Origin of the sequence: Natronoarchaeum mannanilyticum, assembly GCF_039522665.1 — an archaeon.
GTDB classification, from domain to species: Archaea; Halobacteriota; Halobacteria; order Halobacteriales; family Natronoarchaeaceae; genus Natronoarchaeum; species Natronoarchaeum mannanilyticum.
Genome location: NZ_BAAADV010000001.1, coordinates 113,420 through 139,790 on the forward strand (window position 1 = coordinate 113,420; position 26,371 = coordinate 139,790).

Sequence of the window (26,371 nt, forward strand, 5' to 3'; positions counted from 1 at the left end):
TCGGCCCCGGCGATCACGCGACGATGATGTCGTCGCCGAGTCCGGAGCCGTCGGTTTCGTCCTCCCCGTTGTCCCCATCTCCCTTATCCGCTTCGGCTGCCGCCTCCTGGACGTCCTCGGGTGCGGCTTCGTCGGAGGGCGCGTCGCCCTGTTCGGATTCGGACTCCGCGTCGGCGTCGGCGGCGTCCCGCCGTGCGGTGGCCGGGGTGCCCGTCGTGGCGCCCTCGCTCGGTTCGAGTTCGGCTTCCAGCAGGCGGACGCGCTCTTTCGTCTCGACGAGCTCCTCGGTGAGCCCGCGAACGGTCGACTCCAGCTCGGACACCGTCGCTTCGAGTTCCTCGACCCGATTGTTCGACATATGAATGAAGGGGCGGCTCTGTACCCTTAAACGTGCGTCAGACAAACAAAAGAAATCTGAGCATTACGCCGCGGCCGGTCACCAGGTGTTCCGGTCGACGGCCGTCAGCGCCGAGCCGTAGCCGATCGCCAGCCCGCCGGTGAACACGAAGAAGACGGTGATCATCGCGCTCTGGTGGTCGACGCCGTTGCGCCAGTAGATCGTCAGCAGTCCGATCCCCAGCGCCACGGACGCCAGCCCGATCGTCCGCAGCTGCGCCGGAGAGAGGCCGAACGGAATGTACACCATACCGGCGTGAATCCGTCGAACCGGCAAATATGTTGTGCTCGACGGCGGCGGTGTTGCCGGCGGGACAACCACTGATGAGCGGCGCGACGCCGTGCGCGCGCTTGCGTTAGTCTTTAGCGGTCCCGTCCCGAACCCGTCGCCAATGACCGCGCAGGCGACTCAGCAGGACGCCGACCTCGCCGTCGTGATCGGGCTGGAGGTCCACGTCCAGCTCGAGACCGACACGAAGATCTTCTGTCGCTGCTCGACCGACCAGACCGACGCCGAGCCCAACTCGAACACCTGCCCCGTCTGCCTGGGGCTGCCAGGCGCGCTGCCGGTGCTCAACGAGGGCGCCGTCGAGGCCGCGGTGAAGGTCGGCAAGGCGATCGACGCCGACATCCCCGAGGAGACCCGCTTCCACCGGAAGAACTACTACTACCCCGACCTGCCGAAGAACTTCCAGATCACCCAGTACGACGAGCCGATCTGCCAGGACGGCGAGTTAGAGGTCGGCGTCGAGGGCGAGCGCCGCGAGATCGGCATCGAGCGCGCACACCTCGAGGAAGACCCCGGCAGCCTCCAGCACGTCGGCGGCTCGATCGACACCGCCGACTACACGCTGGTCAACTACAACCGCGCGGGCGTCCCGCTGCTGGAGATCGTCACGCGGCCGGACTTCCGGAGCCCCGACGAGGTTCGCGCGTTCCTCGCCAAGCTCGAAGAAGTTCTGGAGTACCTCGGCGTATTCGATAGCACGCGCGACGGTAGCCTGCGCATCGACGCCAACATCTCGCTCGTCCAGACCAGCGACGCAAACCTCGATGCCGACACCGGCGAGTTCAGCGACGAGGCGCTGGAAGAAGCCAACCGCACGGAGGTCAAGAACATCTCGAGCCACAAGGGCGCCGAAAAGGCGCTGGCCTACGAGGTGACTCGCCAGAAGAACGCGATCAAGCGCGGGCGCGGCGTCGAGCAGGAGACCCGCCACTGGGACGAGGCCAAGGGGATCACCGTCTCGATGCGCTCCAAGGAAGAAGAGAAGGACTACCGCTACTTCGGGGAGGCCGACCTCCCGCCGCTGCAGGTCGCCGACTGGAAGGAGAAAATCGCCATCCCCGAACTACCCGACGCTCGCCGCGAGCGCTTCCGCGAGGAGTACGGCCTGGGCGAGGAGGCCGCGAGCAAGCTCACCTCCACGAAGCAGGTCGCGGACTTCTACGAGGACGTCGCCGAGGAGTACGACCCGGACCTCGCGGCGACGTGGGTCGCGGATAACCTGCTGGGCGAGCTCAACTACCGCGACATGGAAGTGACCGACGTCGAGAGTCGTCTCGACGAGGTGACTCGCCTCGTGGAACTCGTCGCGACCGACGAGATCACCGCGAAGAACGCCCGCGAGACGGTGCTCCGCGAGATGCTCGACGAGGGCCGCGCGCCCGACGAGATCGTCGAGGACGAGGGGCTGGGCAAGACCGACGACGACGAACTCCAGCAGGCCGTCGAAGCCGCCATCGAAGAGAACCCCGACGCCGTCGAGGACCACGAGAACGGCGAGGACGGCGCCATCAACTTCCTCGTCGGGCAGGTCATGCAGAAGACGGGCGGCTCGGCCGATCCGGGCGACGTGAACCAGCTGTTGCGAGACGAGCTGGCGGAGTAACGAACGGCGCGAAGCGCCGTACCACTCCAACCGGAGCGCGGCGTCCTCCCGACGCGAAATAGAGCGATCGGCGGCTTCGCCCACCCAGGTAGTAAGAAAAACTATATGTTTTCGTGACAGTGGTCCGCTATGGACTGTCCGCGATGCGGCGAGCAGTTGATCCACTACAGCCTCGGGGACAGCGAGACGTGGAACTGTCAGAGCTGTTCGTACTCGGGCATCACCGTCGAACACCGGAGCGACCGCCCCGAAACCGAGTCCTGGGCGGAGAGCTTCGAGCGGTTCTACGAGCAGACCGCGGAGGCCGAGACGCCCGACCGAACTGAGACGCCGGACCGCTGCGTCGCCGCGACGGCCTCCGGCCAACGGTGTTCGCGCGACGCGAAACCGGGCGAGCGGTACTGCGGCCAGCATCTCGCGATGGTCGAGCGCGACGGCGCCGACGCGGTGACCGATCACGGCCGATAGGTTGGAGGCGGCCGCGCCCGCGGCGCAGCCGCGGCAGATGCCGCGGATCGGCGTCGGATTTCAATCGTTACGGAAGAAAAAATCGATTCTCCCCGCCCGTCATTTAAATACCACCCCGAAAATCGGGGAATCATTCAAGTAGTCTCGTCCTGCAGACCCGTGTATGGACGAAGAACAGTTTCATCGCCTCTCAGCCGACGCCGCCGATCGCGACGGCGACGACGAGATCCAGCTCGACGCCGACGCCCCGAAGGCGATCTTCGAACCGTCGACGGGCGGTTCGGCGACCGAAGCGATCGTCTCGCTGGTGGCTCAGGAGGAAGACTGCGCGCCGCTCGAGCTCGACCCGCTGTACGACGCCGTCGATCCCGAGGCGCTCGACAACATCTGTACCGCCACGCCCGACACCTCGCTTCGCCTCTCCTTCGACTACGCCGGCTACACCGTCCTGGTCGACGGGAGCGGGATCGTCCAGCTGATCCAGACCGACCACTGAGCGGGCTCGACAGTTCGTTTTCGGCTTGCTTCAGCCGGTCAGTCCCCGCCGCAGTCGTCGTGTTGAGCACCCCGAAAGGTTTACCAGCCGGGTTGTCCTACGGCTGATAACGACCGACAGAGCGGAGTCGGAGGTGCCATCCTGTGGAACTCATCATCACCGAGAAGGACAACGCGGCCCGACGGATCGCCGACATCCTGAGCGGCGAGTCCGCGAGCTCGACCCGCCGGAACGGCGTCAACGTCTACCGGTGGGGCGGCAAGCGCGTGATCGGCCTCTCCGGTCACGTCGTCGGCGTCGACTTCCCCGAGGAGTACAGCGACTGGCGCGACGTCGAGCCCGTCGAGCTGATCGACGCCGAGGTCGAGAAGACGCCGACCCAGGAGTCGATCGTCGCGGCGCTGCGCTCGCTGGCCCGCGACGCCGACCGGGTGACGATCGCGACCGACTACGACCGCGAGGGCGAACTGATCGGCAAGGAGGCCTACGAGCTCGTCCGGGACGTCAACGAGGACGCCCCGATCGACCGCGTGCGGTTCTCCTCGATCACCGAGCGCGAAGTGCAGAACGCGTTCGACAACCGCGAGGAGCTGGACTTCGATCTCGCGGCGGCCGGCGAGGCCCGCCAGACGATCGACCTGATCTGGGGCGCCGCCCTGACGCGCTTTCTCTCGCTGTCGGCGCGCCAGCTCGGCGACGACTTCATCTCGGTCGGCCGCGTCCAGACGCCGACGCTGCGCCTGCTGGTCGACCGCGAGCGCGAGATCCAGGCGTTCGAGCCCGACGACTACTGGGAGCTGTACGCCGATCTGGAGAAAGACGACGACGATTTCGAGGCCCAGTACTTCTACCGCGACGAGGACGGCAACGAGGCCGAGCGCGTCTGGGACGAGGACCTCGCGGACGCCGTCTACGAGGCGCTCGCGGCGACCGACGCGAGGACGACCGTCGAGCGCGTCAACCGCCGGACCCGGACCGACAGCCCGCCCGAGCCGTTCAGCACCACGCAGTTCATCCGCGCCGCGGGCACGCTGGGCTACTCGGCCCAGCGCGGGATGAGCGTCGCCGAGGACCTCTACACCGCCGGCTACATCACGTACCCGCGGACCGACAACACGGTCTACCCCGACGATCTGGACCCCGAGGAACTGCTCGACGAGTTCGTCGGCCACTACACGTTCGGCGACGACGCCGAGTCGCTGCTGGAGATCGAGGATATCGAGCCCACCGAGGGCGACGAGGAGACGACCGACCACCCGCCGATCCACCCGACCGGCGAGATCCCCAAGAAGAGCGAGCTCTCCGACGACGAGTGGGAGATCTACGAGCTCGTCGTCCGCAGGTTCTTCGCGACGGTCGCGGAACCCGCGGTCTGGGAGCACCTCAAGGTCGTCGCCGAACTCGACGGCGCGGTGTCGATCGACCTCCCCGAGGAGACCGACGACGTGACGCTGAAGGCCAACGGCAAGCGCCTCGTCGAGGCGGGCTACCACGACGTCTATCCGTACTTCAACACCAGCGAGAACTACGTCCCCGACGTCGAGGAGGGCGAGCAGCTCGCGATCGCGGAAGCGCGCCAGGAGGACAAGGAAACCCAGCCGCCCCGCCGGTACGGCCAGTCCAGACTCATCGAGACGATGGAGAAGCTGGGCATCGGGACGAAGTCGACTCGCCACAACACCATCGAGAAGCTCTACGACCGGGGCTACGTCGAGGGCGACCCGCCGCGGCCGACCAAGCTCGCGATGGCGGTCGTCGAAGCCGCCGAGGAGTACGCCGACCGCGTCGTCAGCGAGGACATGACCAGCGAGTTGGAGCGGGACATGACCGCCATCGCCGAGGGCGAGGCGACGCTCGACGACGTCACCGAGGAGTCCCGTGAGATGCTCGGACGTGTGTTCGAGGAGCTAGTCGAGTCCCGCGAGGAGATCGGCGATCACCTCCAGAAGTCGCTCAAGGCCGACAAGACCCTGGGGCCTTGCCCCGAATCGGACCACGACCTGCTGGTCCGCCGCGCCCGGGGCGGCTCGGCGTTCGTCGGCTGCGACGGCTATCCGGAGTGCGAGTACACCCTCCCGCTGCCGAGTACGGGCAAACCGCTGATCCTCGACGAGACCTGCGACGAGCACGACCTGCGCCACGTCAAGATGCTCGCCGGCCGCCAGACGTTCGTCCACGGCTGCCCGCAGTGCAAGGCCGACGAGGCCGGCGAAGGCCCGATCCTCGGAGAGTGCCCCGACTGTGGCGACGAACACGACGGCGAACTCGCCATCAAGCAACTGCGCAACGGCTCGCGGCTCGTCGGCTGCACCAGATATCCGGACTGCGACTACTCGCTGCCCCTTCCCCGCCGCGGCGAGATCGAGGTCACCGACGAGCACTGCGAGGAACACGGGCTGCCCGAACTGATCGTCCACAACGGCGACGAACCCTGGGAGCTGGGCTGTCCGATCTGCAACTACCGCGAGTACCAGGCCCGCGAGAGCGACTCGGGCAGCGACCTCGAAGCGCTCGACGGCATCGGCGCCAAGACCGCCGAGAAGCTCGCCGACGCCGGCATCGAGAGCATCGACGATCTGGAGTCGGCCGAGCCGGACGCCGTCGCCGGGCGGGTCGACGGCGTCAGCGAGGACCGGATCCGGAAGTGGCAGGCGAAAGCCTAACAGACGACCTTTTTATCGCTCGGGTGGGCTCGCTCGGGCCCGAACGCCCTCGCTCGCCACCGCTCGCGATAAAAATCTCGGCCAAAAACTCCGCTTACTCGCTCGCGCCCTGTCGGGCGCTCGCTCGTGCGCGGTACAACTACTCAGTCTCTAACCGCACCGCTAGCACAACCTCAGCACCGCGACCGCGCCGCATGACGCCGCTGCGGAGTCAGCTTTAGGGCGCCACGCCGCCATCGTCCGGGTATGAGCGATCCGGAGCCGACGATCCGACGCGCCGAGGAGATCGAGTACGAAACAGTCGACGCGGCGGAGGGGTTGTCGAAGGGCGTCCTGATCGGCGAGGACGAGGACGCGCCGAACTTCGCCGTCCGGCGGTTCGAGCTCGACGCCGGCGCCGAGGTGCCGAAACACACCAACGAGGTCGAACACGAGCAGTACGTCCTCTCCGGCGAGTACGTGGTGGGGATCGACGACGAGGAACACGAGGTGAGCGCGGGCGACTCGCTGTTGATTCCGGCGGGGACGGTCCACTGGTACCGGAATGAGGCCGACGAGCCGGGCGCGTTCATCTGCGCGGTACCGAACGGCGACGACGAGATCGAACTGGCGGAGTGACGCGTCGGCGTCTCTCGCAGCTTCAGAGTTCGAAGCGACTATACTTTGAATTTCGAAGTAATCGGATAGAGCGACGTAGCGTCTCTCTTCAGTCGTCGCCGGCTGCAGCCGCTTCGATCTGTTTTAGGGCCTCTTCACGGAGTTCGCCGGTCATGTGGAGACCGTTCTCGTCGACCCTGCGAAGCAGATTCGCCGCCTCGTCGGCGTCGCGGCCCTCCTTGACGGACCGTCTGATCGCCCCGACAGTTCCCGTTACGGTTGCACCGAGTCCGTCGGCCATCGTCCGAACACGCTTATCGTCGGAGACGACCCCTGCTTCCATTCCCCGTTCTCTCCAGTGAAGCACGGCACCGATAATCGCTGCGTCCCCCGAGGGTTCGCCGTCACCGAGCAGATCGAGCGCCTGACCGACCGGATCTACCGGAATCGACTCCGTACGCGCGGGACCGTCGAGCAGCCGCTCGACGTTCGTCCGAGCGGGTTCCGTCGTTACCTCCGAGAAAACGCGATCGGGAACGACTAACTCGCCGTCGAAAGCCGTGAGGACATCGAGTTCGCCGACCGCGCCTAACGCGATCAGCGGCGTCGCATCGAGATAGATCTGCCTCACAGTTCGCTAGCGGCGTCGGCGTCCCGGCGCAGATCCTCCGGCGTCAGTTGCGTCGTGAGATTGCGCTCGCGGGCGATCTCCAGCCACTCGGCGACGCTCACGTCGGCGATGCGCGCCGCCTCGTTGACCGAGATCTCGCCGGACTGGTACTGCTCGACCGCTCGCGTGATGCGCAGTTCGTGGAGCCCCTCGCGGAGCGCCTTCCTGACGACGCTGCTCTTGTCCTCGTCGAGCAACTCCGCGACGGCTTCGAGGTCGTCGGCCTCGTCGTCGGGGAGCCTCGCGCTGATCGACGCCATGTATACAATGTACTACGGCGTGCTACGGCAAAAGTCCTCGGTCGAGGATTCGTTTCGCCGGGCGCTACTGCAGGTACGCCGACTCGAGGTACTCCTCGACCTCACCGACCAGATCCGACTCGAACGTCCAGAAGCCGTCCCACAGCTCGGGCTCGCGCTCGACCGCGACCAGCGCGGCCTCCTGGACGTCCTCGCGTTCACTCGTGAAGACGACGAACCACGAGGTTCGGATCTCCTCGGCGTCGATTCCGTGGAGTGCGACGCCGGGGTGATCGAGCGGGTCGGCGTCCGGAATGCCGTAGACGTGCACGTCGAGATCGGCGTCGCCGAGCGTCTCGTAGGCGGCGAGCGTGCCGCGCTCGTCGTCGAGCCGCGAGAGCTCCTGGAAGCCGCTGTGCAGGACGCCCTCGCCCGCCTGGAGCGCCATCGCCTCGATCTCGCGGGAGAGCTGGATCAGGAGGTACTTCTGGTGCCCCCCGACCGAGAACGTCGTCTCGCCCAGTCCGGCGATCACGTCGGGCGTGTCGACGTTCTCCAGCGGCCGCGAACCGGTGATGTAGAGATCCGAGTTCACCGTGAGCACGCTGTCGCGGACCTCGGTGAGCGAGGAGACCGCCAGCGCCTCGCCGGCCTCGCAGAGCAGGACCTCGTTTTCCGGGGCGTCCGCGTCGTCGATCTCCTCGACGACGACGTCCTGGTCCGCGAAGCGATCTTCGAGCATACCGTAGACGGGGTCCTCCTCGGTGCGGTTGACCACCCGCAGCGTCAACTCTCGCCCCTCGACCCCGTCGACGAACTGTGCAAACGTCATCTCTCGTCTCGGCATGGATGCGGGATCGCTTATAGGTTGGGTCCGCCGGAGCGGCAGTTCCGAAGGGGTTTTAGCCGATCCTTTAGATTGCTCGGGTATGACGACTCGCTGGGCCGAGTGGGACCACATCGTGAAGATCGACCCCGACAAGACGTTAGTCGAGGGCGAGACGTTCGAGGACGTCTGCGAGACCGGCACCGACGCCATCGAGATCGGCGGGACGACCGGGATGACCACCGACAAGATGCAGCGCGTGATCGACGCCTGCGCGACCCACGACGTGCCGCTGTACCTCGAACCCAGCGCGCCCGAGGTCGCGGTCAACGACGAAGCGCTCGACGGGTATCTCATCCCGACCGTGTTCAACGCGGGCGACCCCTTCTGGACCGTCGGCGCCCACAAGGAGTGGGCCCGCATGGAGGAGGATTTGCCCTGGAACCGGATCACCACCGAGGCGTACGTCGTGATGAACCCCGACGCCAGCGTCGCGACCTACACCGAGGCCGACTGCGATCTCGGGCCGGACGACGTCGCGGCGTACGCCGAGGTCGCCGAGGAGATGTTCGGACAGGAGATCGTGTACGTCGAGTACTCCGGCACGCTGGGCGATCCCGAGGTCGTCGAAGCGGCCGACGAAGCGCTCGACGACGCCACGCTGTTCTACGGCGGCGGCGTCCACGACTACGACTCGGCCTACCGGATGGGCGAGCACGCCGACGTGATCGTCGTCGGCGACCTCGTCCACGCCGAAGGCGTCGACGCCGTCGAGGAGACGGTGCGGGGCGCCAAGGAGTCCTGAGCTGCGGCTTCTACACTCACTGCGACGCCGGAACGCGGCGTGCCAACGCCTCTCGACCCGTTCCGCGACCTGAAGGCCTAAGAGCGACGATCGATTAGCTCCGCTGTGTCTTCTGCGACGAGCCGACTGCCCAACCCGGTCCGCTGGCTCCTGCTGTCGATCGGTCGCCTGCTCGCGCGAGCGGGCCTGATCGACGGCCGCAGAGCCGAGCGGACGACCGACCTCGCGTGGCCCCGGATCGTCACCGGGCTGGCGCGGATGTCCAAGTCCGCCGCCGACGTCGCGATGGTCGGGGCCGCGCTCGGGTCGGCGGCGATCGCCGGTGTCGGCGTCGCGACGCCGTTCTGGGGGCTGGCGTTCGCGTTCGGCGGCGGCGTCGCCGGGGCGACGATCGGCCTCGTCTCCCAGCGCTACGGCGCCGACGCCCGCGAGGAGCTGTCGCTGGCGGTCACGACGGGCTGGCTGGTCGTGCTCGCGCTTACGCTCCCGCTCGCGGCGCTGTTCTGGACGTTCCCCCGAGAACTCGTCGCGCTGGTCGGCCAGGCGCTGGCCGACGACAGCCCCGCCGCGATCGCCTACGGGGCGGACTACCTCAAAGTCGTCGCGCTCGGGGTGCCGTTCGCGGGCCTGAACCTGATCGGGAGCCGGACGCTCGTCGGCGCCGACGACGCCTGGACGCCGATGATCCTCCGGGCCGGCGGCGCCGCCGTCAACGTCGCCATCAACGCCGTGCTGATCTTCGCGGTGGGGATGGGCGTCGTCGGCGCCGCGATCGGGACGGTCGTCGCCAACGTGCTCGTCCTCGGCGCGTTCGTCGCCGGATTCGCCGGCCTAAGGCTGCCGCTGATCGGCGAGTTTCCGGTGACGCTGACCCGCTCGGCCCCCGTCGCCACGCTCGGCGAGGTTCGCGACGTCGTCACGATCGGCGCGCCGCTGGTGTTTACCAACACCGCGCGGCGGGCCGCCCAGTTCCCGATGCTGGCGATCGTCGCGCTGTTCGGCGCCGACGTGCTGGCGGCCTTCGTCGCGGCGCGGCGCGTCCGCGACCTGATGGACACGCCCGGCTGGGGCTTCTCGCTGGCCTCCAGCAGCCTCGTCGGGCAGGAACTGGGCACCGGCGACGAGCGAGACGCCGCCACCTACGGCTCCGAGGTGCTCCTGTTCGGCGTGGCGGTGTACGCGGTCGCCGCCGGGCTCGTGTTTGCGTTCGCCCGGCCGATCGCGGGCGTCTTCGCCGACGATCCCTCGATGGTGCCGCTCGTCGCGACGTTCATAGTCGTGGCCTGCGTCAGCGTCGTGTTCCGCGGCGTCAGCGGCGGTGCGACCGGTCCGCTACGCGCCAGCGGCGACACGCGCTGGCCGTTCTACGCGCAACTGCTCGGACTGTACGCGTTCACGCTGCCGATCGCGTACGCCGGCGCGGCGTCGATCCCGTTGCCCGGCCTCGCCGCGGTGACGCCGCTGGGCATCGAGGCGCTGTACGTCGCGCTGGTCGTCGAGACGCTGGTGCCCGCCGTCGTCACCTACTACCGGTTCAAGAGCGGCCGGTGGATGGCGATCAGCCGGTCCTATCGCCCCGAGGCGTCGCTGAGCGACTGATTGGTCTCGATAGTCCGCCGAATCCGTTTCCCTCGATGTGTGGTAACACCAAACAATAAATACGACAGACGTAGTCATAGTTCGTTGTCCATGTCTAGTTCGCGACGTACCCTTCCGATCCGACCCGACGCGATCCCCACGTCGCTGCTCGCGCTGGCAACCGTCGCCGCGCTGACGCTGACCGGTGCCGATGTTGGCGTCAGGGCGCTGATGGCTGCTGGACTCTCGAAGAACGCGGCGGGCACCGGAACCATGCTTGTCGCCATCGTCGTCGGGCTCGCCGTACTGATGCGACTGACGAGAGCCGTCTCGACCCGATAATTGGCGGCCGGACGCTCAATTTCGAGTTTCGGGCATCCGAATCGTTGTTTTTCGCGCTCTCGCTCCGAGAGCGACTGCGTCGCCCTCGCGACGCTCTCCCTGGGTCACCCTCAGATTCTATATCGCAATATGAGATTTATCACTTCGTTCAGACACCGCTTCGGCGTCGCACCGAAATCAGGACAAATCGAGGCGTTAACCCGTGAAGTGCTCAAAATCGACACATAGAAGCGCATTTTGGTGGATCGCAAGCGAACGGAACCCGCTCGAAGCGGCGCCTCGGGCGTCGAGCGCGCCTGCGCCGAACCGACGCAGTTTAAGGCGCGGCACTCCGAACCCGGAGGTATGCAGGACCGCACTTACACAGCGGACGCCGAGCCGGGCGACGCCGTCACCGTCGCCGGCTGGGCTCACGAGATCCGCGACCTCGGCGGGATCGCCTTCCTCATCGTTCGAGACCAGTCCGGGAAGATCCAGGTCAAGTTCGAGAAAGACGAGATGGACGACGAGCTCGTCGAAACGGGACTGGACATCTCCCGGGAGAGCGTCGTCAAGGTGACCGGCGACGTCGAGGAAGAACCCCGCGCTCCGACCGACGTCGAGATCGTCCCCGAAGACGTGGAGGTCATCGCGCCCGCGGACCCCGAACTGCCGCTCGATCCCTCGGGGAAGGTCGACGCCGAACTCCCGACGCGACTCGACAACCGGACGCTCGACGTCCGAAAGCCCGAGATACAGGCGATCTTCGAGATCCGCGCGGAGATCCTGCGCGCGGTTCGCGACTACTTCCGATCGATCGGCAGCACGGAGATCAACACGCCGAAGATCGTCGCCACGGGCACCGAGGGCGGCACCGAGCTGTTCCCGGTCACCTACTTCGGCCAGGAAGCGTTCATGAACCAGTCGCCCCAGCTGTTCAAGCAGCTGATGGTCGGTTCCGGACTCGAGCGCGTCTTCGAGGTCGGCCCGATCTTCCGCGCCGAGGAGCACAACACGCCGCGACACCTCAACGAGGCGACGATGATCGACTTCGAGTCGGCCTTCATCGACCACGAGGAGGCAATGGACGTCTGCGAGGGCACGCTCCACGCCGCCTACCAGGCCGTCGAGGAGAACTGCCAGGAGGAGCTCGAACTCCTGGGGTACGACGACTTCGCGGCCCCTGAGGAGGACTTCCCGCGACTCACCTACGAGGAGGCTCTCGAGCGCATCAACGCCACCGGCGAGCTTGACGAGCAGCTCGTCTGGGGCGACGACCTCTCTACCGAGGCCGAAAAGGCGCTCGGCGACGAGATCGGCGGCCACTACTTCATCACCGACTGGCCCAGCGAGATCAAGCCGTTCTACATCCAGGACTACGACGACGACGAGGAGCTCTCGAAGGGCTTCGACCTCATGCACCCGCGCATGGAACTGGTCTCGGGCGGCCAGCGCGAGCACCGCTACGAGAACCTCGTCGAAGGGTTCGAGCAGCAGGGGCTCGATCCCTCGCAGTTCGAGTACTACACCAAGATGTTCAAGTACGGCATGCCGCCCCACGCCGGGTGGGCCTACGGCGTCGAGCGCGTCGTGATGACGATGCTCGACCTCGACAACATCCGGGAGGCCGTGCTCTTCCCGCGAGACCGGCAGCGGCTGAGTCCGTAGGACGAAGCCGCTGGGAGCCAGCGAGACGAGCGGAGCGAGTCTCGCCGGACCGGCAGCGACTGAGTCTTTGACGCCGTAATTCGCCGTCACTGCTTCTGCCCGCGATCTCGACGCCGAACAGACAACTGAAGAGCACGCGCGGTCGTCGATCCGTCAACCGGTAGCTGCTATATCAAACAGCGGGGCGCGGCCTCGTCGCCGGCCGATTCGTCGATGAAACGACCCGGCGCCACGCGTCGAGTCGTGAGCGACGCTCCGTCGCGCCCGCGGCCCGACAACTCGCCACTCGTTGCCGCCCTTCGGAGAACGCAATCCCTAAACGCCTGTCCGCCTACATTCTGGCTATGCGAGCCGAGCCGCAGGATTTCAGCCGGGTGCTCTCCTCGATGTGTACCGAACCGCACCCGGTGGCGCGCGAGGCCGCCGAAGCTTTCCTGGCGACCAACCCCGGCGACCCCGGAACGTACCAGACGGTCGCCGAACTCGAAACCGATGCGGTCGACGCGCTGGGCGAGATCGTGGGGCTGGACGATCCGCACGGCTACGTCGCCAGCGGCGGGACCGAGGCCAACATCCAGGCCGTGCGGGCCGCGCGCAACCTCGCGGCGACCGAGGACCCAAACGTCGTGCTGCCCGAGAGCGCCCACTTCAGCTTCCGGAAGGCGGCGGGGCTGCTCGGCGTCGAACTTCGGACCGCGCCGGTCGACGACGACTATCGGGTGCACGTCGACGCCGTGACGGAGCTGGCCGACGCCGACACCGCGCTGGTCGTGGGCGTCGCCGGTTCGACCGAGTACGGCCGCGTCGACCCGCTCGACGCGCTGGCGGACGTGGCCGACGACGCCGGCGCCCTGCTCCACGTCGACGCCGCCTGGGGTGGATTCGTCCTCCCCTTTACCGACCGCGAGTGGCGCTTCGACCACGTCGACGCGGACACGCTGACGATCGATCCGCACAAGATGGGCTGTGCGGCGATCCCCGCGGGCGGGTTTCTCACCCGATCGCCGGAGGTGCTCGACGCGCTGGCCGTCGACACGCCGTACCTCGAATCGACCGATCAGGCGACGCTCACCGGGACGCGCAGCGGCGCCGGCGTCGCTAGCGTCGTCGCCGCGCTGGAGGAACTCTGGCCGGAGGGCTACCGCGAGCAGTACGTGCGCGCCCAGAACAACGCCGACTGGCTGGCCGACGCCCTCGCCGAGCGGGGGTACGACGTGGTCGAGCCCGAACTGCCGCTCGTGGCCGCCGACGTCCCGCCGACGCTGTTCGATCGCCTGCGCGAGGAGGGGTGGCGCATCTCGCGAACGGGCGCCGGCGAACTCCGGGTCGTCTGCATGCCCCACGTCACCCGCGAGATGCTGGAGTCGTTCGTCGCGGACGTCGACGCGCTCCGGCGGACCGTCAGCACGGGCGACTGAGACGAAATCGGTCGTATCGGCACTGAAAACGGCCGAATCCGGCGCATACGGTTAAGCTCCCTGCGCACCTAGAGGTAGGTAGGAACGAGGTCGGTGCCGCCGACCGGATCGATTTTCTCTCTCGCGGCCGCGACGCCGACGTTCCGGTGATACCAATGATTTCAGAAGCCATCGACTACCCGCGCAGCAACGAAGGTTCCGTACGAACTCTCCTGATCGGGGGACTGCTCGCGCTCACGAGCGTTCTGATCGTCCCGGCGATCGTCCTGATCGGTTACTTCATGCGCGTGCTCCGCTCGGTCGCCCGCGGCGACGAGCGCGCGCCCGCCTTCGAGAACTGGGAGGGGCTGCTCCGCGAGGGCGTCCGCGGGTCGGTCGTCGCGCTCGCCTACGCGCTCGTCTCGGCGGTCGGCGCCGTCGTGTTCGTCGGCGGCGCGCTCGCGCTGACCGGCGACGCGACCGCCGTCGGCGTCGCGCTGCTGGTGATCGGCGGACTGCTGTGGGTCGCGCTCTCGCTCGCCGCCGCGTACGTCACGCCCGCCGCGCTGGCTAACGTCGCCGAGAGCGGCCGGATCGGCGCCGGCTTCGACGTCGCGACGCTCAGCCCCGTGCTGTTCAGCGAATCGTACGCGACCGCCTGGCTCGTCGCGGCGGGGTTCGTCCTCGCCGGCGGCGTCGTCTCGGGCATCTTCGCCGGCATCCCCGCGGTCGGAGCGGTCGTCGCCGCGTTCGTCGGCTTCTACGCCGGCGTCGCCGCGTACTACGCGATCGGGCGGGCCTGGGGCGACCGCGAGGAGGTCGACGTCGCCGAGATCGACCCCGAAACCGTCTCCCGGCCGGCCGCCTGACGTCGGTCGCCAGACTGAATCTCCCGGTCGGCACCCCGCCGACCGAACTACCGCAACCTGACGGTTTTTCCGACGCCGTGCCGACTCCCGTACCATGGACCTCGGTATCATCAGCACTGCGGACATCGCCCGCGGATCGCTCATTCCCGCTCTGGAGGGCAGCGACCACGACGTCGCCGCGATCAGTTCGCGCGACGCCGACCGCGCCCGATCGGTCGCCGACGAGTACGGCATTCCCCGGAGCTACGGCTCCTACGAGGAACTGCTCGAAGACGACGGCATCGACGGCGTGTACAACCCCCTACCCAACGGGCTCCACGCAGAATGGACGAAGAAGGCCGCCGACGCGGGGCTGCACGTGCTCTGCGAGAAACCCCTGACCGAGGACGCCGAGGAGGCCCGCGAGGTCGTGGACCACTGCGCTGATCGCGGCGTCACGCTGATGGAGGCGTTCATGTACCGGTACCACCCCCGCACGGAGCGCGCCGCCCAACTCGCGCGCGAGGAACTCGGCGAGATCCGGTCGGTGAACGCCTCGTTCAAGTTCCCGCTGTACGGCCGCCCCGGAGACGTGCGCCTCGATCCCGATCTGGCCGGCGGGAGCCTGATGGACGTGGGCTGTTACGCCGTCTCGGCGGCGGGGCTGTTCCTCGGGGAACCAGATCGCGCGTACGCGCACACCGACGACTCGCGCGGTAGTGGTGTCGACACCGAACTCGCCGGCGTGCTGGAGTACGAATCTGGAGCTTCGGCCCGCGTGGCCTGCGGCTTCGACACGCAGCTCGTCCAGCGCTACCGCGTCGAGGCGACCGACGGCTGGATCGAGGTGGGCGACGCCTTCGACGCGCCGACCGAGGAGCCCGTCGAGCTGGAGTACCGGATCGACGGCCGGCACGGCGTCGAGACGTTCGACCCGATCGACCAGTACCGCCTTGAGGTCGATCACTTCGCGGAATCGATCGAGGCCGGCGAGGAGCCGCGCACCGGCGGCACCGAGGCGATCGCGAACATGCGCGTGATCGACGCGCTCTACGAGAGCGCCGACCGCGACGCGCCGGTATCGGTCGAGTGAACGGGCGATACACCGGCTAGAAGCTCAGTTTTCGGAACCTTCGACGTTCGTATCGCGCCCGATCGTCAGCGACTGCTCCGGCGCCGACCGGCGGGATAAATCCTATACCGCGATAGCAAATCGGTGTCGGCGTCGCGATGCCCTGCCGAGGCGGCCGTCGCGAAAAAGATGAGCGGCCGTCTGTCGGTCGATCGCGGATCGCACGGTCAGTACTCCGACCCGAGCAACCAATTCGCGCCGAGAAGTACGAGCACGACCGCCATCAGCACCGCGAGCATCGTGAACGAGGCCGCCCACCCGAACTGATCGGCCACGGTCCCGGTGGCAACCGATCCGGTCGCGGCGATCATCATGTACACCGTCCGCACCAGACCGAAGCCGGCGCCCCGCTCCTCGTCGGAGAGCTGGTCCATGAACCGCGGGATCACCGCGGCGCCCCAACCCATCCCCAGGCCGAGCAGGACGATCCCGGCCGACACCGCGGCGATCCCCGGCCCCGCGACGAGCAGCCCGAACCCGGCGATGCCGGCGCCCATGCACAGCGCGGTGGCGACGTCGCGCCCGAACCGGTCGGCGACCGACCCGACCGCGACCTGCAACACCCCCTGGATCACGAAGTAGACCGCAAACAGCGTCCCCGACAGCGTTCCGGAGTACCCCCGGAAGTTCTCGAGGAACGTCGGCAGGAACGACGCGACGCCCTGCCACGTGAAATCGCAGATGATCGCGACGGCACCCGTAAAGACGATCGAGGGCCGCGAGAGCAGATCGAGGATCGGCGCGAGTTCGAGCCGCTCGCGCATCGGCTGGTCGGGTCGCCGCGGCTCGGTCGGCCGGACGCCGCGCGCGAACAGCGCCAGCGCCGGGATCGCGACGACGACGGTGATCCCGACCGCCGGCCGCCAGCCGTGTCGAACCGCGATCCACGAGACGACGATGGGCGTGAGCAGCCCGGCGGCGGGCGCGCCGGCGTTGTGCAGGCCGACCGCAGTCCCGATGTCGTCGTACGTGCGCGTGAGCAGCGTCGTCGCGACGCTGTAGTGCAGTCCTGCGGCGGCGCCCAAGAGCACCGTTCCGAGGACGAACACGGCGAACTGCGGGGCCGAGACGATCAGGAGACTCGTCGCGCCGGTGCCCGCGATCGACGCGAGGACGACGATCCGCTCGCCGTACCGGTCGGCAAGGAGGCCACTGGGGAACTGCGCGAGCGCGTAGGTCATCCACATCCCCGTCAGCGCCAGCCCGATCAGGCCGTTCGAGACGCCGAACTCCGCGGTGAGATCGGGGACGACCGGACTGATCGCGAGCCGGCCGACCATCGTCACGAAGAAGGCCAGCGTACAGAGGGCGAGGACGGTGTCGCGGTAGCGCCAGCGCATCGATACGCTCACCCGTCTCCGGCGCGGGGACGTACGCCTTCGGATTTCGGGCGCGGCTTCCGCCTTCCGAAGGTTCAATTCGGCGGGCGGTGCAGATCCTCGACGATGACTGAGAGTCCCTTCGACGTCACGATCAGGGTCGGCGAAGTGGTCGACGCCGAACCGTTTCCCGAGGCGAACAAACCCGAGCTCGTGAAGCTGTGGATCGACCTCGGCGACGAGGAGGTCCAGTCGGCCGCCCAGTTAGGGTACAACCACGATCCCGAGGAGCTGCCGGGGCGACAGGTGCTCTGTGCGACCGATCTCGGAACGGTCCCGATCGCGGGTTTCGAGTCGCAAGCGCTGACGGTTGGCGTCCCCGACGCCGACGGCAACCCGATGCTGGTCGGTCCCGACGAGGACGTCCCGCTCGGTGGCGAGTTGTACTGAGCGGCGGCCGGGACGGAGAAAGGAGGTGTCGGCAGGGGCGGCGACTGTTCGGATTCAGCAGTCCGGACGGGCGTCGTCGCGAGCGGCCAGTTCGAGGTACGGCGCGAGCGCGGTCGCGGCCCGGGTCGACAGCGTCACGACGTCGGTCCGGGGATCGTACTCGGCGACCCCCGTCTCCTCGAACTTCGGTAGGTGCGTGTGGTAGAGCCCGGTCGCGACGCGCTGGCGGCGCTCGTCGGTCGGCTCGCCCTCCCGCTCCGCGACGGCCTCGGCGAGTTCCGAGAGCGGGACGGCGCCGACGCGGTCGGCGAGATAGTACAGCGCGTTGCGTCGCCGCGAGTGGTTCAGCACGTCGAAGATGACGTCAGCCCGCAGGCCGGGGTCGATGCGGTTCCGCTCGGGGTTGGCAGTGTCGGTCGTCATGATAACATCACCCCGCCCTCACGTTCGATAGCGCGGCTGTACCGACGGTAGGGCGTGACGATTACGGCTTGCCGCGGGAGTAATATAGCCCTATCTGAAGAATGCTCGCGTTCCGCCTCGTTTGCGTGTCGACCGTAGCGTGACGCGAGCGTTTACGTACCGAAAGGTGTTCGACGCGTTCGTTTACGACCCGACGCGCGACGAGCGCGCGAGACGAGATCAATCGTCGGCGTCGAGCGCGTCGCTCGCCCGGCGGCTGATCGTCACCGTCCAGTCGGGGACGCTGGGCGACTCGGTTTCGACCGTCCAGTCGCCGTCTACCGGCGACCCGGCGGCGAATGCCCGAAGCAGCAGGTCGGAGAGCTCGCGGTCGAACTCGACAGGCTCAGTGGGGGTGTCCGAACAATCTGTGGGATCGTGAGAGTACATGGTCCGTCGTGGGTGTCGTCCGGCGGGTCGCGTCAGGGCGCGGGGCGGCGACACTCAGAGGGAAGGGAGGCGCGACGACAGCATAACGCTTGCGCGCGCCGGAGCAAGCACCGCGGCCGGAATCCCGCCCGTCGGCAGCGGCCGGAAACGCAGGTGAGCGATCCACGGCCGAAACCAGCGGCTTTTACTCGCGGAAGCGACCAAGCGATAGTATGAGCCGCGAAGAGTTCCCGACCGACGATCCCGCCGTGGTGACCTGCGGGCTGCCGTACGCCAACGGCGACCTGCACATCGGTCACCTGCGGGGGTACATCGGCGCCGACGCGTTCGACCGCGCCCTGGAGACGCTGGGCCAGAAAACCGCCTACGTCTGCGGGTCGGATATGCACGGCACGCCGGTGGCCGTCAACGCAGAACAGGAGGGCGTCGATCCCGAGGCGTTCGCCCTGGAGTGGCACGAGCAGTACGAGGAGACGTTCCCGAAGTTCAACGTCGACTTCGACAACTACGGCCACACCCACGACGAGACCAACACCGAGCTCACCCGGGAGATCGTCAGAACACTCGACGAGGCGGGGTACGTCTACGAGAAGGAGATCCAGGTCGCCTACGATCCCGACGCCGATCAGTACCTGCCCGACCGGTACGTCGTCGGCACCTGCCCCTACTGCGGGGAGAAGGCCCGCGGCGACGAGTGCGACGAGGGCTGCCAGCGCCACCTCGAACCCGGCGAGGTCGAGGACCCGACGAGTTCGATCACGGGCAACCCCGCCGAGTACCGCGAGCGCACCCACAAGTTCTTCGAGGTCTCGGAGTTCTCCGACTACCTGACCGAGTTCCTCGACGGCCTCGAAGGGACCTCGAACGCGCGCAACCAGCCGCGCCAGTGGATCGAGGACGGCCTGCAGGACTGGTGTATCACCCGCGACATGGACTGGGGGATCGACTATCCCGGCGAGACAGAGGGCGAGGACGACCTCGTGCTGTACGTCTGGGTCGACGCGCCGATCGAGTACATCGCCAGCTCCAAGCAGTACTCCGAGCGCGTCGGCGCCGACGAGTACGACTGGGAGGAAGTCTGGAAGGACAGCAACGCGACGGGCGAGTCCGGCGGCGAGATCGTCCACTTCATCGGCCGCGACATCATCCAGCACCACACCATCTTCTGGCCGGCGATGCTGGAGGGCGCCGACTACAACGCGCCCCGCGCTGTCGCGGCGACGGGCTTCATCACGATCAACGGCAAGGGCCTGTCGACCAGCCGGAACCGCGCGATCTGGGCCGAGGAGTACCTCAACGAGGGGTTCCACCCCGATCTGCTGCGGTACTACCTGACGACGACCGGCGGCCTCCAGCAGGACGTCGACTTCTCGTGGGACGCGTTCCAGGAGAAGGTCAACGGCGAGCTGGTGGGCAACGTCGGCAACTTCCTCTACCGGAGCACGCTGTTCGCCTACCGCAACTACGAGGGCACGCCGGACGCCGACGTCTCGGAGGAGGTCCGCGAGCGAATCCAGGACGCCGTCGAGCAGTTCCGCGCCGGCGTCAACGACTACTCGCTGCGCGACGTCGCGGGCGCCACGACCGAGCTCGCGAAGTTCGGCAACGAGTACATCCAGCGCAACGAGCCCTGGAACCTCGTCGACGACGACCCCGAGGAAGCCGAGCAGGTGATCCGCGACTGCGTCCAGATCGCCAAGGCCGTCGCGGTGCTGCTGGAGCCGATCGCCCCGGACAAGGCCCAGCAGGTCTGGGAGCAGCTGGGCGAGGACGGGGACGTCGCCGACGCGCTGCTCGAACACGCCCTGGAGGCGCCGCCGGCCGAGTTCGACGAGCCCGTCGAGCTGTTCGACAAGATAGAAGACGACCGCGTCGAGGAGCTCAACGAGAAGCTCGCCGAGCGGGTCGCGGCGGCGAGCGACGATCAGGACGCCGACGCGGACGACGCCGAAGCCGAGGATGACGCCGACGCGGCGTCGAGCGACGACGGCGACGCGGCCGACGCGGCTGCCGCCGATCTCGAAGCGCTCGCGGACGAGCGCATCGGCTTCGAGGAGTTCCAGGACGTCGACATGCGCGTCGGGCGCATCGAGAGCGCCGAGGGGATCGAGGGCGCCGACGAGCTCGTCCGCCTCGAGGTCGACATCGGCGTCGAGACGCGCCAGATCGTCGCCGGCCTCAAGCAGCTCCACGACGTCGACGCGCTGCCGGGGACGAAGGTCGTCGTGCTGGCGAATCTGGAGAAGGCCGAGCTATTCGGCGTCGAGTCGAACGGCATGGTGCTGGCGGCGGGCGAGCAGGCCGACCTGCTGACGACCCACGAGGACGCCGCGCCGGGCACGAAGATCAAGTAATCGCAGCGTCGCTCCGTTCCGGCCGAGTCGGATCCGATCGGAGCCGACGCTCGTTTTCCCGCAAGTTCTAACCCGCCCTACCGCTCAACGGCTACTAGCTATCGTGTCTCGATTCCTCTCGAACGCGGGCGGGCGACGCGTGATCCTGGCTCTCGGGGGCCTCTACGTCGCGTCCGGCATCGCGTGGCCGCTCGCACAGGTTCGAGCGGGCATGCCGCCGCGGGAGGGACTGAGCGTCGCCGTCCTCTCCGGCGGCGCCGGGATCGCCCTGCTCTACGGCGGCTATCGCCTGCCGGAAACCGACGTTCGCCCCGAGTTCTTCGCCACCGTCGCCGTGTGGTGTCTCCGCGGCGTCGTCGCGATAGCCGCCGTCCTCGTGTTTCTGGAGCTCCTCGTCGACCTCACGAACGTCGTCGCCAACGTGCTCATCCTTTCGCCGCTCGCCGGCGTCGCCGGCTTCGCCGCGGGCCTGTACGACGCGCGCGCCAGAACGCGAACGCGAGAACTCGAACTCCGAAATCGTGAGCTGGAACGAACGAAGGCCGAACTCGAGGACACGGTCGACCAGCTCCGGACGTCGAACGAGCGCCTCGAGGAGTTCGCCTACGCCGCCTCCCACGATCTGCAAGAGCCCATGCGGATGGTGTCGAGCTACCTCCAGCTGCTGGAAAAGCGGTACGGCGACGACCTCGACGAGGACGCCGAGGAGTACATCGACTTCGCGGTCGGCGGCGCCGACCGGATGCGCGCGATGATCGAGAGCCTGCTGGCGTATTCGCGGGTTTCGACCGGCGGCGAACCGCTCGAACCGACGGACGCCGAAGCGGCGCTCGAGACGATTCTCGACGACTTCGCGCCGACGATCGAGGAAACCGACGCGACGATCACCGCCGACGAACTGCCGACGGTGCGCGCCGATCCCGAACAGCTCGAACAGGTGTTCCGGAACCTGCTCTCGAACGCGCTGGCGTTCAGCGGGGACGACCCCCCGAAGGTGCACGTCGGCGCCGACCGCGAGGGCGACGAGTGGCGGTTCTCGGTCGCCGACGAGGGGATCGGCATCGAGGGAAAGTACCAGGACCAGATCTTCAACGTGTTCGAGCGCATGCACGCCGACCAGTCTGGTGCTGGCGACGACCACGGCGGCATCGGGCTCGCGCTCTGCGAGCGCATCGTCGAGCGCCACGGCGGCCGGATCTGGGTCGAGTCCGACCCCGGCGAGGGCGCGACGTTCTACTTCACGGTCCCGGCGGTCGGCAGCGACGCGGACGACCCCGAGCGACCCGCCGAACCGGACAGCGATCTTATCTAAGATCTCAGCACCTACGTCGTTTGGCGCGTAACATACCCCCTACCGGTTCCTTCGATAGAGTACGATGTCAGTAACCCGCTTCGCCGACGACCGCGCTCTCTCGGAAGCCACGCTTACCAGCGTCGTCGACCCGCGACGCCGAGCCGTCCTCGCCGCGCTGCAGGGCGAACAGACGGTCGTCGACCGGCGCGACCTCGCCGCGAAGGTCGCCGCCGTCGAGAACGACGCCGCGCCCGCGGCGGTCGAGGCGGACGCAGTCGACGACGTGCTGCTGACGCTCCACCACGTCCACCTCCCGAAGCTGGACGACGCCGGCTACCTCACCTACGATACCGAGGAGAACGAGATCGAACCCCGGACAGCCGACGTCGGCGAGCCCCCGCTGCTCGCCGAGTTCTGAGAACTGAGCGGTCCGGCGGTTCCTTCTTCACGCCGCGACCGGAGTACCGCGGTGTGCTCGGCACCCATCAAAACGAGCGCGCGTCCGGCGGCGTCAGGCCGAGAGCGGACTGTCCACCGTTTTGTGGAGCGTTACGGTCTCGTTCGCCCCGACGACGACGGCGTACCCCGCGTAGTCGAATCGCAACTCGCCGCCCGCCGCGTCCGACGGAAAGAGGCTGTCCAGCGTGTCGGGATCGACAGTGTCGTACAGCGGCGGCAGGCCGGTCGCCGCCGTGTTCGACGCCGTCGCGACCGCCCGCACCACGGCGGCGCTGGTCGGCTCCTCGTCGCCGGCCGAACACGCGAAGATCGCGGAGTCGTCGGCGGTGTCCGTAGCGGGGTCGTCCATAACTACGTTACAGCTTTCTAACGGGTAGTCCCCGTGGCTAGGATTTAACCCCACAGGCGCCGAACGCCCTCACTGATGACAGTGAACCAGCAGCGTCCGGTGTCCGAGGGGGTGACGCGGGTCGAGTTCGCCGTCTCGGACCCGGAGTACCCCTTCGTCGGGGCGTCCGCGATCGACGGATGCAGGATCTTTCTGGAGGAGATTCTCCCCCGCGGCGCGAACTCCTACGCCGAGTTCTTCGCGGTGGTCGGCGCCGATCCCGACCGCATCCTCGAACTCGCGGACGAGCATCCCTCCGCCGACCCGACGCTGCTCAACGAGTACGAGTCGGGCGGGCTGTTCGAGTTTCACGTCGCCGAGGCGTGCCCGGCCGTCTTCCTGAGCGAGCGCGGCGCGCTGCCGCGGCGCGTCTACAGTACCGGAGGCGAGGGGCACATCCGCGCCGAAATCCCGGCGGACGAAGACGCCGGCGAGATCGTCGACGCGTTCCTCGACGCCCACCCCGACGCCGAGCTGGAACGCAAGTGCGACCAGCCGTACGTGACGCCGATGTTCAGCCACCGCCAGTTTCGAGAGGCGATCGATGAGCGACTCACCGACCGCCAGACGGAGGTGCTGGTCGCGGCCCACGAGTCGGGCTACTACGACTGGCCACGCGGGATCACCGCCGAGAAACTCGCCGACCGACAGGGCATCTCGACGTCGACGCTGCTCAAGCACCTCCGGGCCGTCGAGCGCAAGTTCATCGGCGCGTTCTTCGAGCGGCCCGAAGAGACGGGCTCCGCTCGATCGGGTGCCGCCGCCGACGCCGAGTGAGTCGATGTAGGAGACCGGCCGTTAGTCGGCGGCGCTGTCGGCCACACGGCCGTCGACCATCACCCGATTTCGAACTCCGTTTCCGCCTGGTACTTTCGTTCGGCGTGCTTCGACGCTTCGAGTCGGATCTCCTCTAACGCGTCTTCGAACTCGCCGTCCGCGTAGGTCGCCTCGCGCTCGGCCGACCATCCGTCCTCGGGTTCCAGCGAGAGGTACCAGATCCGGTCCTCGGTCGCGAACAGCACGTCCTCGGCGTGGTCCTCGTTCGGCCCGTCCGGCCCGCCGGGACCGCGCACCAGCACGGGCGAGGCGTGACGCACGGCGTCGGCGTCGCCCAGCGAGTCGATGGCGTCCCGGGTCAGCGGCGCGTCGGGCAGCGACGACAGCACGCTCGGATCCTCGGTCATGGTCCGGAATGGGACGCCGCCGGGCAAGAAAGCCCCGGTCGAAACGCCGGCCGCGCCTCATCGGTCGACGCGACGGCCCACACCCATCGAGCGCTACGGTCGGCCTCCGTACGCTGCACACGTTCGGCTCGATCCGATACCGACGCCGAGCTGTCACGAAACTCCCGACGATAGTGAGCAAACGCACCACGCGCGACCGGAACAAAGCGTTTTTTGAGTAGGTCGGGCGTACACCCTGGCATGAGAAACGCGAAGATAGTCTGTACGCTGGGTCCGGCATCGGAATCCCGGCGTACGATTCGGGATCTTGCGGACGCGGGGATGTCGGTCGCGCGGCTCAACGCGAGCCACGGTGACCTCGAGACGCGGGGGGAGCTGATCGACCGCATCCAGGCGGTCGACGAGGCGGCCGACGAGCCGCTGGCCGCGATGCTCGACACCAAGGGCCCCGAAATCCGCACCGCGCCCCTGGAGGAACCGATCGAGCTCGAAGCCGGCAGCGAAATCCGGTTCGTCGAGGGCGAGGAGGCGACGCCCGAGGAGGTCGGCCTGTCGGTCTCGATCTCCGGCGTCGCCGAGGGCGACCGCATCCTGCTCGACGACGGGCGGATCGAGACGACGGTGACCCGGGTGGACGGCGACGCCGTGTACGCGCACGTCGAGGACGGCGGCCCCTTGCCCGGCCGCAAGGGCGTCAACATCCCCGGCGTCGACCTCGATCTCGACGTCGTCACCGAGAAGGATCGCAAGGACCTGGAGCTGGCCGCCGAGAAGGGCGCCGACTTCGTCGCCGCGAGTTTCGTCCGCGACGCCGACGACGTCTACGAGGTCAATCAGGTGCTGGAGGAAGCGGGCGCCGACATCCCGATCATCGCGAAGATCGAGCGGGCGGGCGCGGTCGACAACCTCGACGAGATCATCGACGCCGCGTACGGCGTGATGGTCGCGCGCGGCGACCTGGGCGTCGAGTGCCCGATGGAGGAGGTCCCGATCGTCCAGAAGCGGATCATCCGGAAGTGCCGCGACGCCGGCGTCCCGGTCATCACGGCGACGGAGATGCTCGACTCGATGGTCCACGAGCGCCGGCCGACTCGCGCGGAGGCCTCGGACGTCGCCAACGCCGTGCTCGACGGTACGGACGCCGTGATGCTGTCGGGCGAGACGGCCATCGGCGAGCACCCGGTTCGCGTCGTCGAGGCGATGGACCGGATCGTCGCCGAGGTCGAGCGCAGCGGCGAGTACCGCGAAGTTCGGGAGGGCCGCGTCCCCGCGGCCGACGACTCGCGGACCGACGCGCTGGCCCGGTCGGCGCGCTACCTCGCGCGGGACATCGGCGCCGGCGCGGTCGTCGCCGCCAGCGAGTCCGGCTACACCGCGCTCAAGACAGCGAAGTTCCGCCCGGGCGCGCCGGTCGTCGCGGCGACGCCGAACGATCGCGTCCGCCGCCAGCTCGCGCTCTCGTGGGGCGTCCGTCCGGTGTACGCGCCGTTTACCGACGAGGGATCCGACGCCGTCATCGAGAACGCCGTTCAGGCCGCGCTCGACTCGGGCGCCGCCGAGAGCGGCGACACGGTCGTCGTCCTCTCGGGGATGATGACCGAGCTCGAAGGAACCAGCACGACGAACATGCTCAAAGTCCACGTCGCGGCTGACGCGGTCGCGGCGGGACGCGTCGTCGTCGAAGGCCGCCTGTCGGGACCGGTCGCCAGAACCACCGACGGCGATCTCTCTGACGTTCCGGAGGGCGCGATCCTCGCGCTCGACGAGTCGTTCGACGGCGAGTTCGACGGCGACGCCGCGAAGCTCGGCGGCATCGTCGACGCCCGCCCCGGCATGACCGGCTACCCCGCGATGGTCGCCCGCGAGCTCGACATCCCGATGGTCAGCGGCGCCGATCTGAGCGGCGACGTCGACGTCGGCGAGACGGTGACGATCGACGCCCAGCGCGGCGTCGTGTACGCCGGGGACGTAGTCTCCGCGCGCGAGCGCGCCGAGCAGACGGGCCGGGCGCCGGCCGAGCGGCATCGGTAGGCGTCCCGGCTCCGGTAGGCGTCCGGGAGTCGGCGGCGCCGACG

General features: G+C 68.0%; 28 protein-coding genes. 18 read left to right on the forward strand and 10 right to left on the reverse strand.

Annotated features, from left to right (window positions below; genetic code table 11):
• Positions 1-13: 13 nt before the first annotated feature.
• On the reverse strand, positions 14-358 hold the full coding sequence (locus tag ABDZ81_RS00595) for a DUF7518 family protein (RefSeq protein ID WP_343771865.1): 345 nt from the start codon (positions 356-358) through the stop codon (positions 14-16).
• Positions 359-436: 78 nt separating this feature from the next.
• Entirely contained in the window at positions 437-646 is a 210-nt protein-coding gene (locus ABDZ81_RS00600) for a hypothetical protein (protein WP_343771866.1), read from the reverse strand.
• A gap of 142 nt (positions 647-788) precedes the next feature.
• On the opposite strand from ABDZ81_RS00600, the gene gatB reads away from it, so the two are divergent.
• From gatB to ABDZ81_RS00625, 5 genes are all read left to right on the forward strand, one after another.
• Positions 789-2,288: an Asp-tRNA(Asn)/Glu-tRNA(Gln) amidotransferase subunit GatB gene (gene gatB / locus ABDZ81_RS00605; RefSeq protein WP_343771867.1), complete on the forward strand. Its 1,500-nt coding sequence runs from the start codon at positions 789-791 to the stop codon at positions 2,286-2,288.
• 129 nt (positions 2,289-2,417) lie between these two features.
• Positions 2,418-2,756: a hypothetical protein gene (locus ABDZ81_RS00610; RefSeq protein ID WP_343771868.1), complete on the forward strand. Its 339-nt coding sequence runs from the start codon at positions 2,418-2,420 to the stop codon at positions 2,754-2,756.
• Positions 2,757-2,919: 163 nt separating this feature from the next.
• Positions 2,920-3,252, forward strand: coding sequence for a HalOD1 output domain-containing protein (locus tag ABDZ81_RS00615; RefSeq protein WP_343771869.1), 333 nt, complete (start codon positions 2,920-2,922; stop codon positions 3,250-3,252).
• A gap of 143 nt (positions 3,253-3,395) precedes the next feature.
• Positions 3,396-5,915 carry a DNA topoisomerase I gene (locus ABDZ81_RS00620; protein WP_343771870.1) on the forward strand — a complete coding sequence of 840 codons (2,520 nt, stop codon included), beginning with the start codon at positions 3,396-3,398 and terminating at the stop codon, positions 5,913-5,915.
• 246 nt (positions 5,916-6,161) lie between these two features.
• Entirely contained in the window at positions 6,162-6,533 is a 372-nt protein-coding gene (locus ABDZ81_RS00625; protein WP_343771871.1) for a cupin domain-containing protein, read from the forward strand.
• A gap of 88 nt (positions 6,534-6,621) precedes the next feature.
• On the opposite strand, the gene ABDZ81_RS00630 is transcribed toward ABDZ81_RS00625, so the two are convergent.
• From ABDZ81_RS00630 to ABDZ81_RS00640, 3 genes are all read right to left on the reverse strand, one after another.
• Positions 6,622-7,143, reverse strand: a complete 522-nt coding sequence (locus ABDZ81_RS00630; RefSeq protein WP_343771872.1) for a PIN domain-containing protein — start codon at positions 7,141-7,143, stop codon at positions 6,622-6,624.
• Positions 7,140-7,442 (reverse strand): UPF0175 family protein, encoded by a 303-nt coding sequence (locus ABDZ81_RS00635; RefSeq protein WP_343771873.1) that lies wholly within the window; start codon positions 7,440-7,442, stop codon positions 7,140-7,142. The genes ABDZ81_RS00630 and ABDZ81_RS00635 overlap by 4 nt, the downstream gene beginning before the upstream one ends.
• Before the next feature lie 64 nt (positions 7,443-7,506).
• A complete protein-coding gene (locus ABDZ81_RS00640; RefSeq protein WP_343771874.1) occupies positions 7,507-8,253 on the reverse strand; it encodes a DICT sensory domain-containing protein in 747 nt (248 codons plus the stop codon).
• A gap of 97 nt (positions 8,254-8,350) precedes the next feature.
• Here ABDZ81_RS00640 and ABDZ81_RS00645 point away from each other — a divergent pair, with 97 nt between their 5' ends.
• The 7 genes from ABDZ81_RS00645 to ABDZ81_RS00675 all read left to right on the forward strand — a co-directional run bounded on the left by ABDZ81_RS00645 (position 8,351) and on the right by ABDZ81_RS00675 (position 15,957).
• On the forward strand, positions 8,351-9,052 hold the full coding sequence (locus ABDZ81_RS00645) for a phosphoglycerol geranylgeranyltransferase (protein WP_343771875.1): 702 nt from the start codon (positions 8,351-8,353) through the stop codon (positions 9,050-9,052).
• A gap of 126 nt (positions 9,053-9,178) precedes the next feature.
• Positions 9,179-10,651, forward strand: a complete 1,473-nt coding sequence (locus ABDZ81_RS00650; RefSeq protein WP_343773342.1) for an MATE family efflux transporter — start codon at positions 9,179-9,181, stop codon at positions 10,649-10,651.
• A 90-nt stretch (positions 10,652-10,741) separates the two neighbouring features.
• On the forward strand, positions 10,742-10,972 hold the full coding sequence (locus ABDZ81_RS00655; protein ID WP_343771876.1) for a hypothetical protein: 231 nt from the start codon (positions 10,742-10,744) through the stop codon (positions 10,970-10,972).
• Positions 10,973-11,317: 345 nt separating this feature from the next.
• On the forward strand, positions 11,318-12,619 hold the full coding sequence (gene aspS / locus ABDZ81_RS00660; protein WP_343771877.1) for an aspartate--tRNA(Asn) ligase: 1,302 nt from the start codon (positions 11,318-11,320) through the stop codon (positions 12,617-12,619).
• 344 nt (positions 12,620-12,963) lie between these two features.
• Entirely contained in the window at positions 12,964-14,037 is a 1,074-nt protein-coding gene (gene mfnA / locus ABDZ81_RS00665; RefSeq protein ID WP_343771878.1) for a tyrosine decarboxylase MfnA, read from the forward strand.
• A gap of 155 nt (positions 14,038-14,192) precedes the next feature.
• Positions 14,193-14,885: a DUF4013 domain-containing protein gene (locus ABDZ81_RS00670; RefSeq protein ID WP_343771879.1), complete on the forward strand. Its 693-nt coding sequence runs from the start codon at positions 14,193-14,195 to the stop codon at positions 14,883-14,885.
• A 94-nt stretch (positions 14,886-14,979) separates the two neighbouring features.
• Positions 14,980-15,957: a Gfo/Idh/MocA family protein gene (locus tag ABDZ81_RS00675; protein WP_343771880.1), complete on the forward strand. Its 978-nt coding sequence runs from the start codon at positions 14,980-14,982 to the stop codon at positions 15,955-15,957.
• 206 nt (positions 15,958-16,163) lie between these two features.
• Here ABDZ81_RS00675 and ABDZ81_RS00680 read toward each other — a convergent pair whose 3' ends face one another.
• Positions 16,164-17,336, reverse strand: coding sequence for an MFS transporter (locus ABDZ81_RS00680; protein WP_343773343.1), 1,173 nt, complete (start codon positions 17,334-17,336; stop codon positions 16,164-16,166).
• A 105-nt stretch (positions 17,337-17,441) separates the two neighbouring features.
• On the opposite strand from ABDZ81_RS00680, the gene ABDZ81_RS00685 reads away from it, so the two are divergent.
• A complete protein-coding gene (locus ABDZ81_RS00685) occupies positions 17,442-17,765 on the forward strand; it encodes a tRNA-binding protein (protein ID WP_343771881.1) in 324 nt (107 codons plus the stop codon).
• Positions 17,766-17,819: 54 nt separating this feature from the next.
• Here ABDZ81_RS00685 and ABDZ81_RS00690 read toward each other — a convergent pair whose 3' ends face one another.
• Together ABDZ81_RS00690 and ABDZ81_RS00695 are read right to left on the reverse strand one after the other, a co-directional pair.
• Positions 17,820-18,188, reverse strand: coding sequence for a DUF7344 domain-containing protein (locus ABDZ81_RS00690; protein WP_343771882.1), 369 nt, complete (start codon positions 18,186-18,188; stop codon positions 17,820-17,822).
• Between the two features lie 219 nt (positions 18,189-18,407).
• Positions 18,408-18,617, reverse strand: a complete 210-nt coding sequence (locus ABDZ81_RS00695; protein ID WP_343771883.1) for a hypothetical protein — start codon at positions 18,615-18,617, stop codon at positions 18,408-18,410.
• A gap of 212 nt (positions 18,618-18,829) precedes the next feature.
• Between ABDZ81_RS00695 and metG the strand changes: the two genes are divergently transcribed.
• From metG to ABDZ81_RS00710, 3 genes are all read left to right on the forward strand, one after another.
• Positions 18,830-20,971, forward strand: coding sequence for a methionine--tRNA ligase (gene metG / locus ABDZ81_RS00700; protein WP_343771884.1), 2,142 nt, complete (start codon positions 18,830-18,832; stop codon positions 20,969-20,971).
• 139 nt (positions 20,972-21,110) lie between these two features.
• On the forward strand, positions 21,111-22,283 hold the full coding sequence (locus tag ABDZ81_RS00705) for a sensor histidine kinase (protein ID WP_343771885.1): 1,173 nt from the start codon (positions 21,111-21,113) through the stop codon (positions 22,281-22,283).
• Between the two features lie 64 nt (positions 22,284-22,347).
• On the forward strand, positions 22,348-22,683 hold the full coding sequence (locus tag ABDZ81_RS00710; RefSeq protein WP_343771886.1) for a DUF7344 domain-containing protein: 336 nt from the start codon (positions 22,348-22,350) through the stop codon (positions 22,681-22,683).
• 93 nt (positions 22,684-22,776) lie between these two features.
• Here ABDZ81_RS00710 and ABDZ81_RS00715 read toward each other — a convergent pair whose 3' ends face one another.
• Entirely contained in the window at positions 22,777-23,073 is a 297-nt protein-coding gene (locus ABDZ81_RS00715) for a HalOD1 output domain-containing protein (protein ID WP_343771887.1), read from the reverse strand.
• 75 nt (positions 23,074-23,148) lie between these two features.
• Here ABDZ81_RS00715 and ABDZ81_RS00720 point away from each other — a divergent pair, with 75 nt between their 5' ends.
• Positions 23,149-23,889, forward strand: a complete 741-nt coding sequence (locus ABDZ81_RS00720) for a helix-turn-helix domain-containing protein (protein WP_343771888.1) — start codon at positions 23,149-23,151, stop codon at positions 23,887-23,889.
• 59 nt (positions 23,890-23,948) lie between these two features.
• On the opposite strand, the gene ABDZ81_RS00725 is transcribed toward ABDZ81_RS00720, so the two are convergent.
• Positions 23,949-24,296, reverse strand: a complete 348-nt coding sequence (locus ABDZ81_RS00725) for a DUF7964 domain-containing protein (RefSeq protein ID WP_343771890.1) — start codon at positions 24,294-24,296, stop codon at positions 23,949-23,951.
• Between the two features lie 240 nt (positions 24,297-24,536).
• Here ABDZ81_RS00725 and pyk point away from each other — a divergent pair, with 240 nt between their 5' ends.
• A complete protein-coding gene (gene pyk / locus ABDZ81_RS00730) occupies positions 24,537-26,327 on the forward strand; it encodes a pyruvate kinase (RefSeq protein WP_343771891.1) in 1,791 nt (596 codons plus the stop codon).
• Positions 26,328-26,371 lie beyond the last annotated feature (44 nt).

Bases quoted from the DNA above. Each gene is read 5' to 3' on its own strand.
- ABDZ81_RS00595 (WP_343771865.1), bottom strand. From the start codon at position 358: ATGTCGAACAATCGGGTCGAGGAACTCGAAGCGACGGTGTCCGAGCTG.
- ABDZ81_RS00600 (WP_343771866.1), bottom strand. From the start codon at position 646: ATGGTGTACATTCCGTTCGGCCTCTCTCCGGCGCAGCTGCGGACGATC.
- gatB (WP_343771867.1), top strand. From the start codon at position 789: ATGACCGCGCAGGCGACTCAGCAGGACGCCGACCTCGCCGTCGTGATC.
- ABDZ81_RS00610 (WP_343771868.1), top strand. From the start codon at position 2,418: ATGGACTGTCCGCGATGCGGCGAGCAGTTGATCCACTACAGCCTCGGG.
- ABDZ81_RS00615 (WP_343771869.1), top strand. From the start codon at position 2,920: ATGGACGAAGAACAGTTTCATCGCCTCTCAGCCGACGCCGCCGATCGC.
- ABDZ81_RS00625 (WP_343771871.1), top strand. From the start codon at position 6,162: ATGAGCGATCCGGAGCCGACGATCCGACGCGCCGAGGAGATCGAGTAC.
- ABDZ81_RS00635 (WP_343771873.1), bottom strand. From the start codon at position 7,442: ATGGCGTCGATCAGCGCGAGGCTCCCCGACGACGAGGCCGACGACCTC.
- ABDZ81_RS00640 (WP_343771874.1), bottom strand. From the start codon at position 8,253: ATGACGTTTGCACAGTTCGTCGACGGGGTCGAGGGGCGAGAGTTGACG.
- ABDZ81_RS00645 (WP_343771875.1), top strand. From the start codon at position 8,351: ATGACGACTCGCTGGGCCGAGTGGGACCACATCGTGAAGATCGACCCC.
- ABDZ81_RS00655 (WP_343771876.1), top strand. From the start codon at position 10,742: ATGTCTAGTTCGCGACGTACCCTTCCGATCCGACCCGACGCGATCCCC.
- aspS (WP_343771877.1), top strand. From the start codon at position 11,318: ATGCAGGACCGCACTTACACAGCGGACGCCGAGCCGGGCGACGCCGTC.
- mfnA (WP_343771878.1), top strand. From the start codon at position 12,964: ATGCGAGCCGAGCCGCAGGATTTCAGCCGGGTGCTCTCCTCGATGTGT.
- ABDZ81_RS00670 (WP_343771879.1), top strand. From the start codon at position 14,193: ATGATTTCAGAAGCCATCGACTACCCGCGCAGCAACGAAGGTTCCGTA.
- ABDZ81_RS00675 (WP_343771880.1), top strand. From the start codon at position 14,980: ATGGACCTCGGTATCATCAGCACTGCGGACATCGCCCGCGGATCGCTC.
- ABDZ81_RS00680 (WP_343773343.1), bottom strand. From the start codon at position 17,336: ATGCGCTGGCGCTACCGCGACACCGTCCTCGCCCTCTGTACGCTGGCC.
- ABDZ81_RS00685 (WP_343771881.1), top strand. From the start codon at position 17,442: ATGACTGAGAGTCCCTTCGACGTCACGATCAGGGTCGGCGAAGTGGTC.
- ABDZ81_RS00690 (WP_343771882.1), bottom strand. From the start codon at position 18,188: ATGACGACCGACACTGCCAACCCCGAGCGGAACCGCATCGACCCCGGC.
- ABDZ81_RS00695 (WP_343771883.1), bottom strand. From the start codon at position 18,617: ATGTACTCTCACGATCCCACAGATTGTTCGGACACCCCCACTGAGCCT.
- metG (WP_343771884.1), top strand. From the start codon at position 18,830: ATGAGCCGCGAAGAGTTCCCGACCGACGATCCCGCCGTGGTGACCTGC.
- ABDZ81_RS00710 (WP_343771886.1), top strand. From the start codon at position 22,348: ATGTCAGTAACCCGCTTCGCCGACGACCGCGCTCTCTCGGAAGCCACG.
- ABDZ81_RS00715 (WP_343771887.1), bottom strand. From the start codon at position 23,073: ATGGACGACCCCGCTACGGACACCGCCGACGACTCCGCGATCTTCGCG.
- ABDZ81_RS00720 (WP_343771888.1), top strand. From the start codon at position 23,149: ATGACAGTGAACCAGCAGCGTCCGGTGTCCGAGGGGGTGACGCGGGTC.
- ABDZ81_RS00725 (WP_343771890.1), bottom strand. From the start codon at position 24,296: ATGACCGAGGATCCGAGCGTGCTGTCGTCGCTGCCCGACGCGCCGCTG.
- pyk (WP_343771891.1), top strand. From the start codon at position 24,537: ATGAGAAACGCGAAGATAGTCTGTACGCTGGGTCCGGCATCGGAATCC.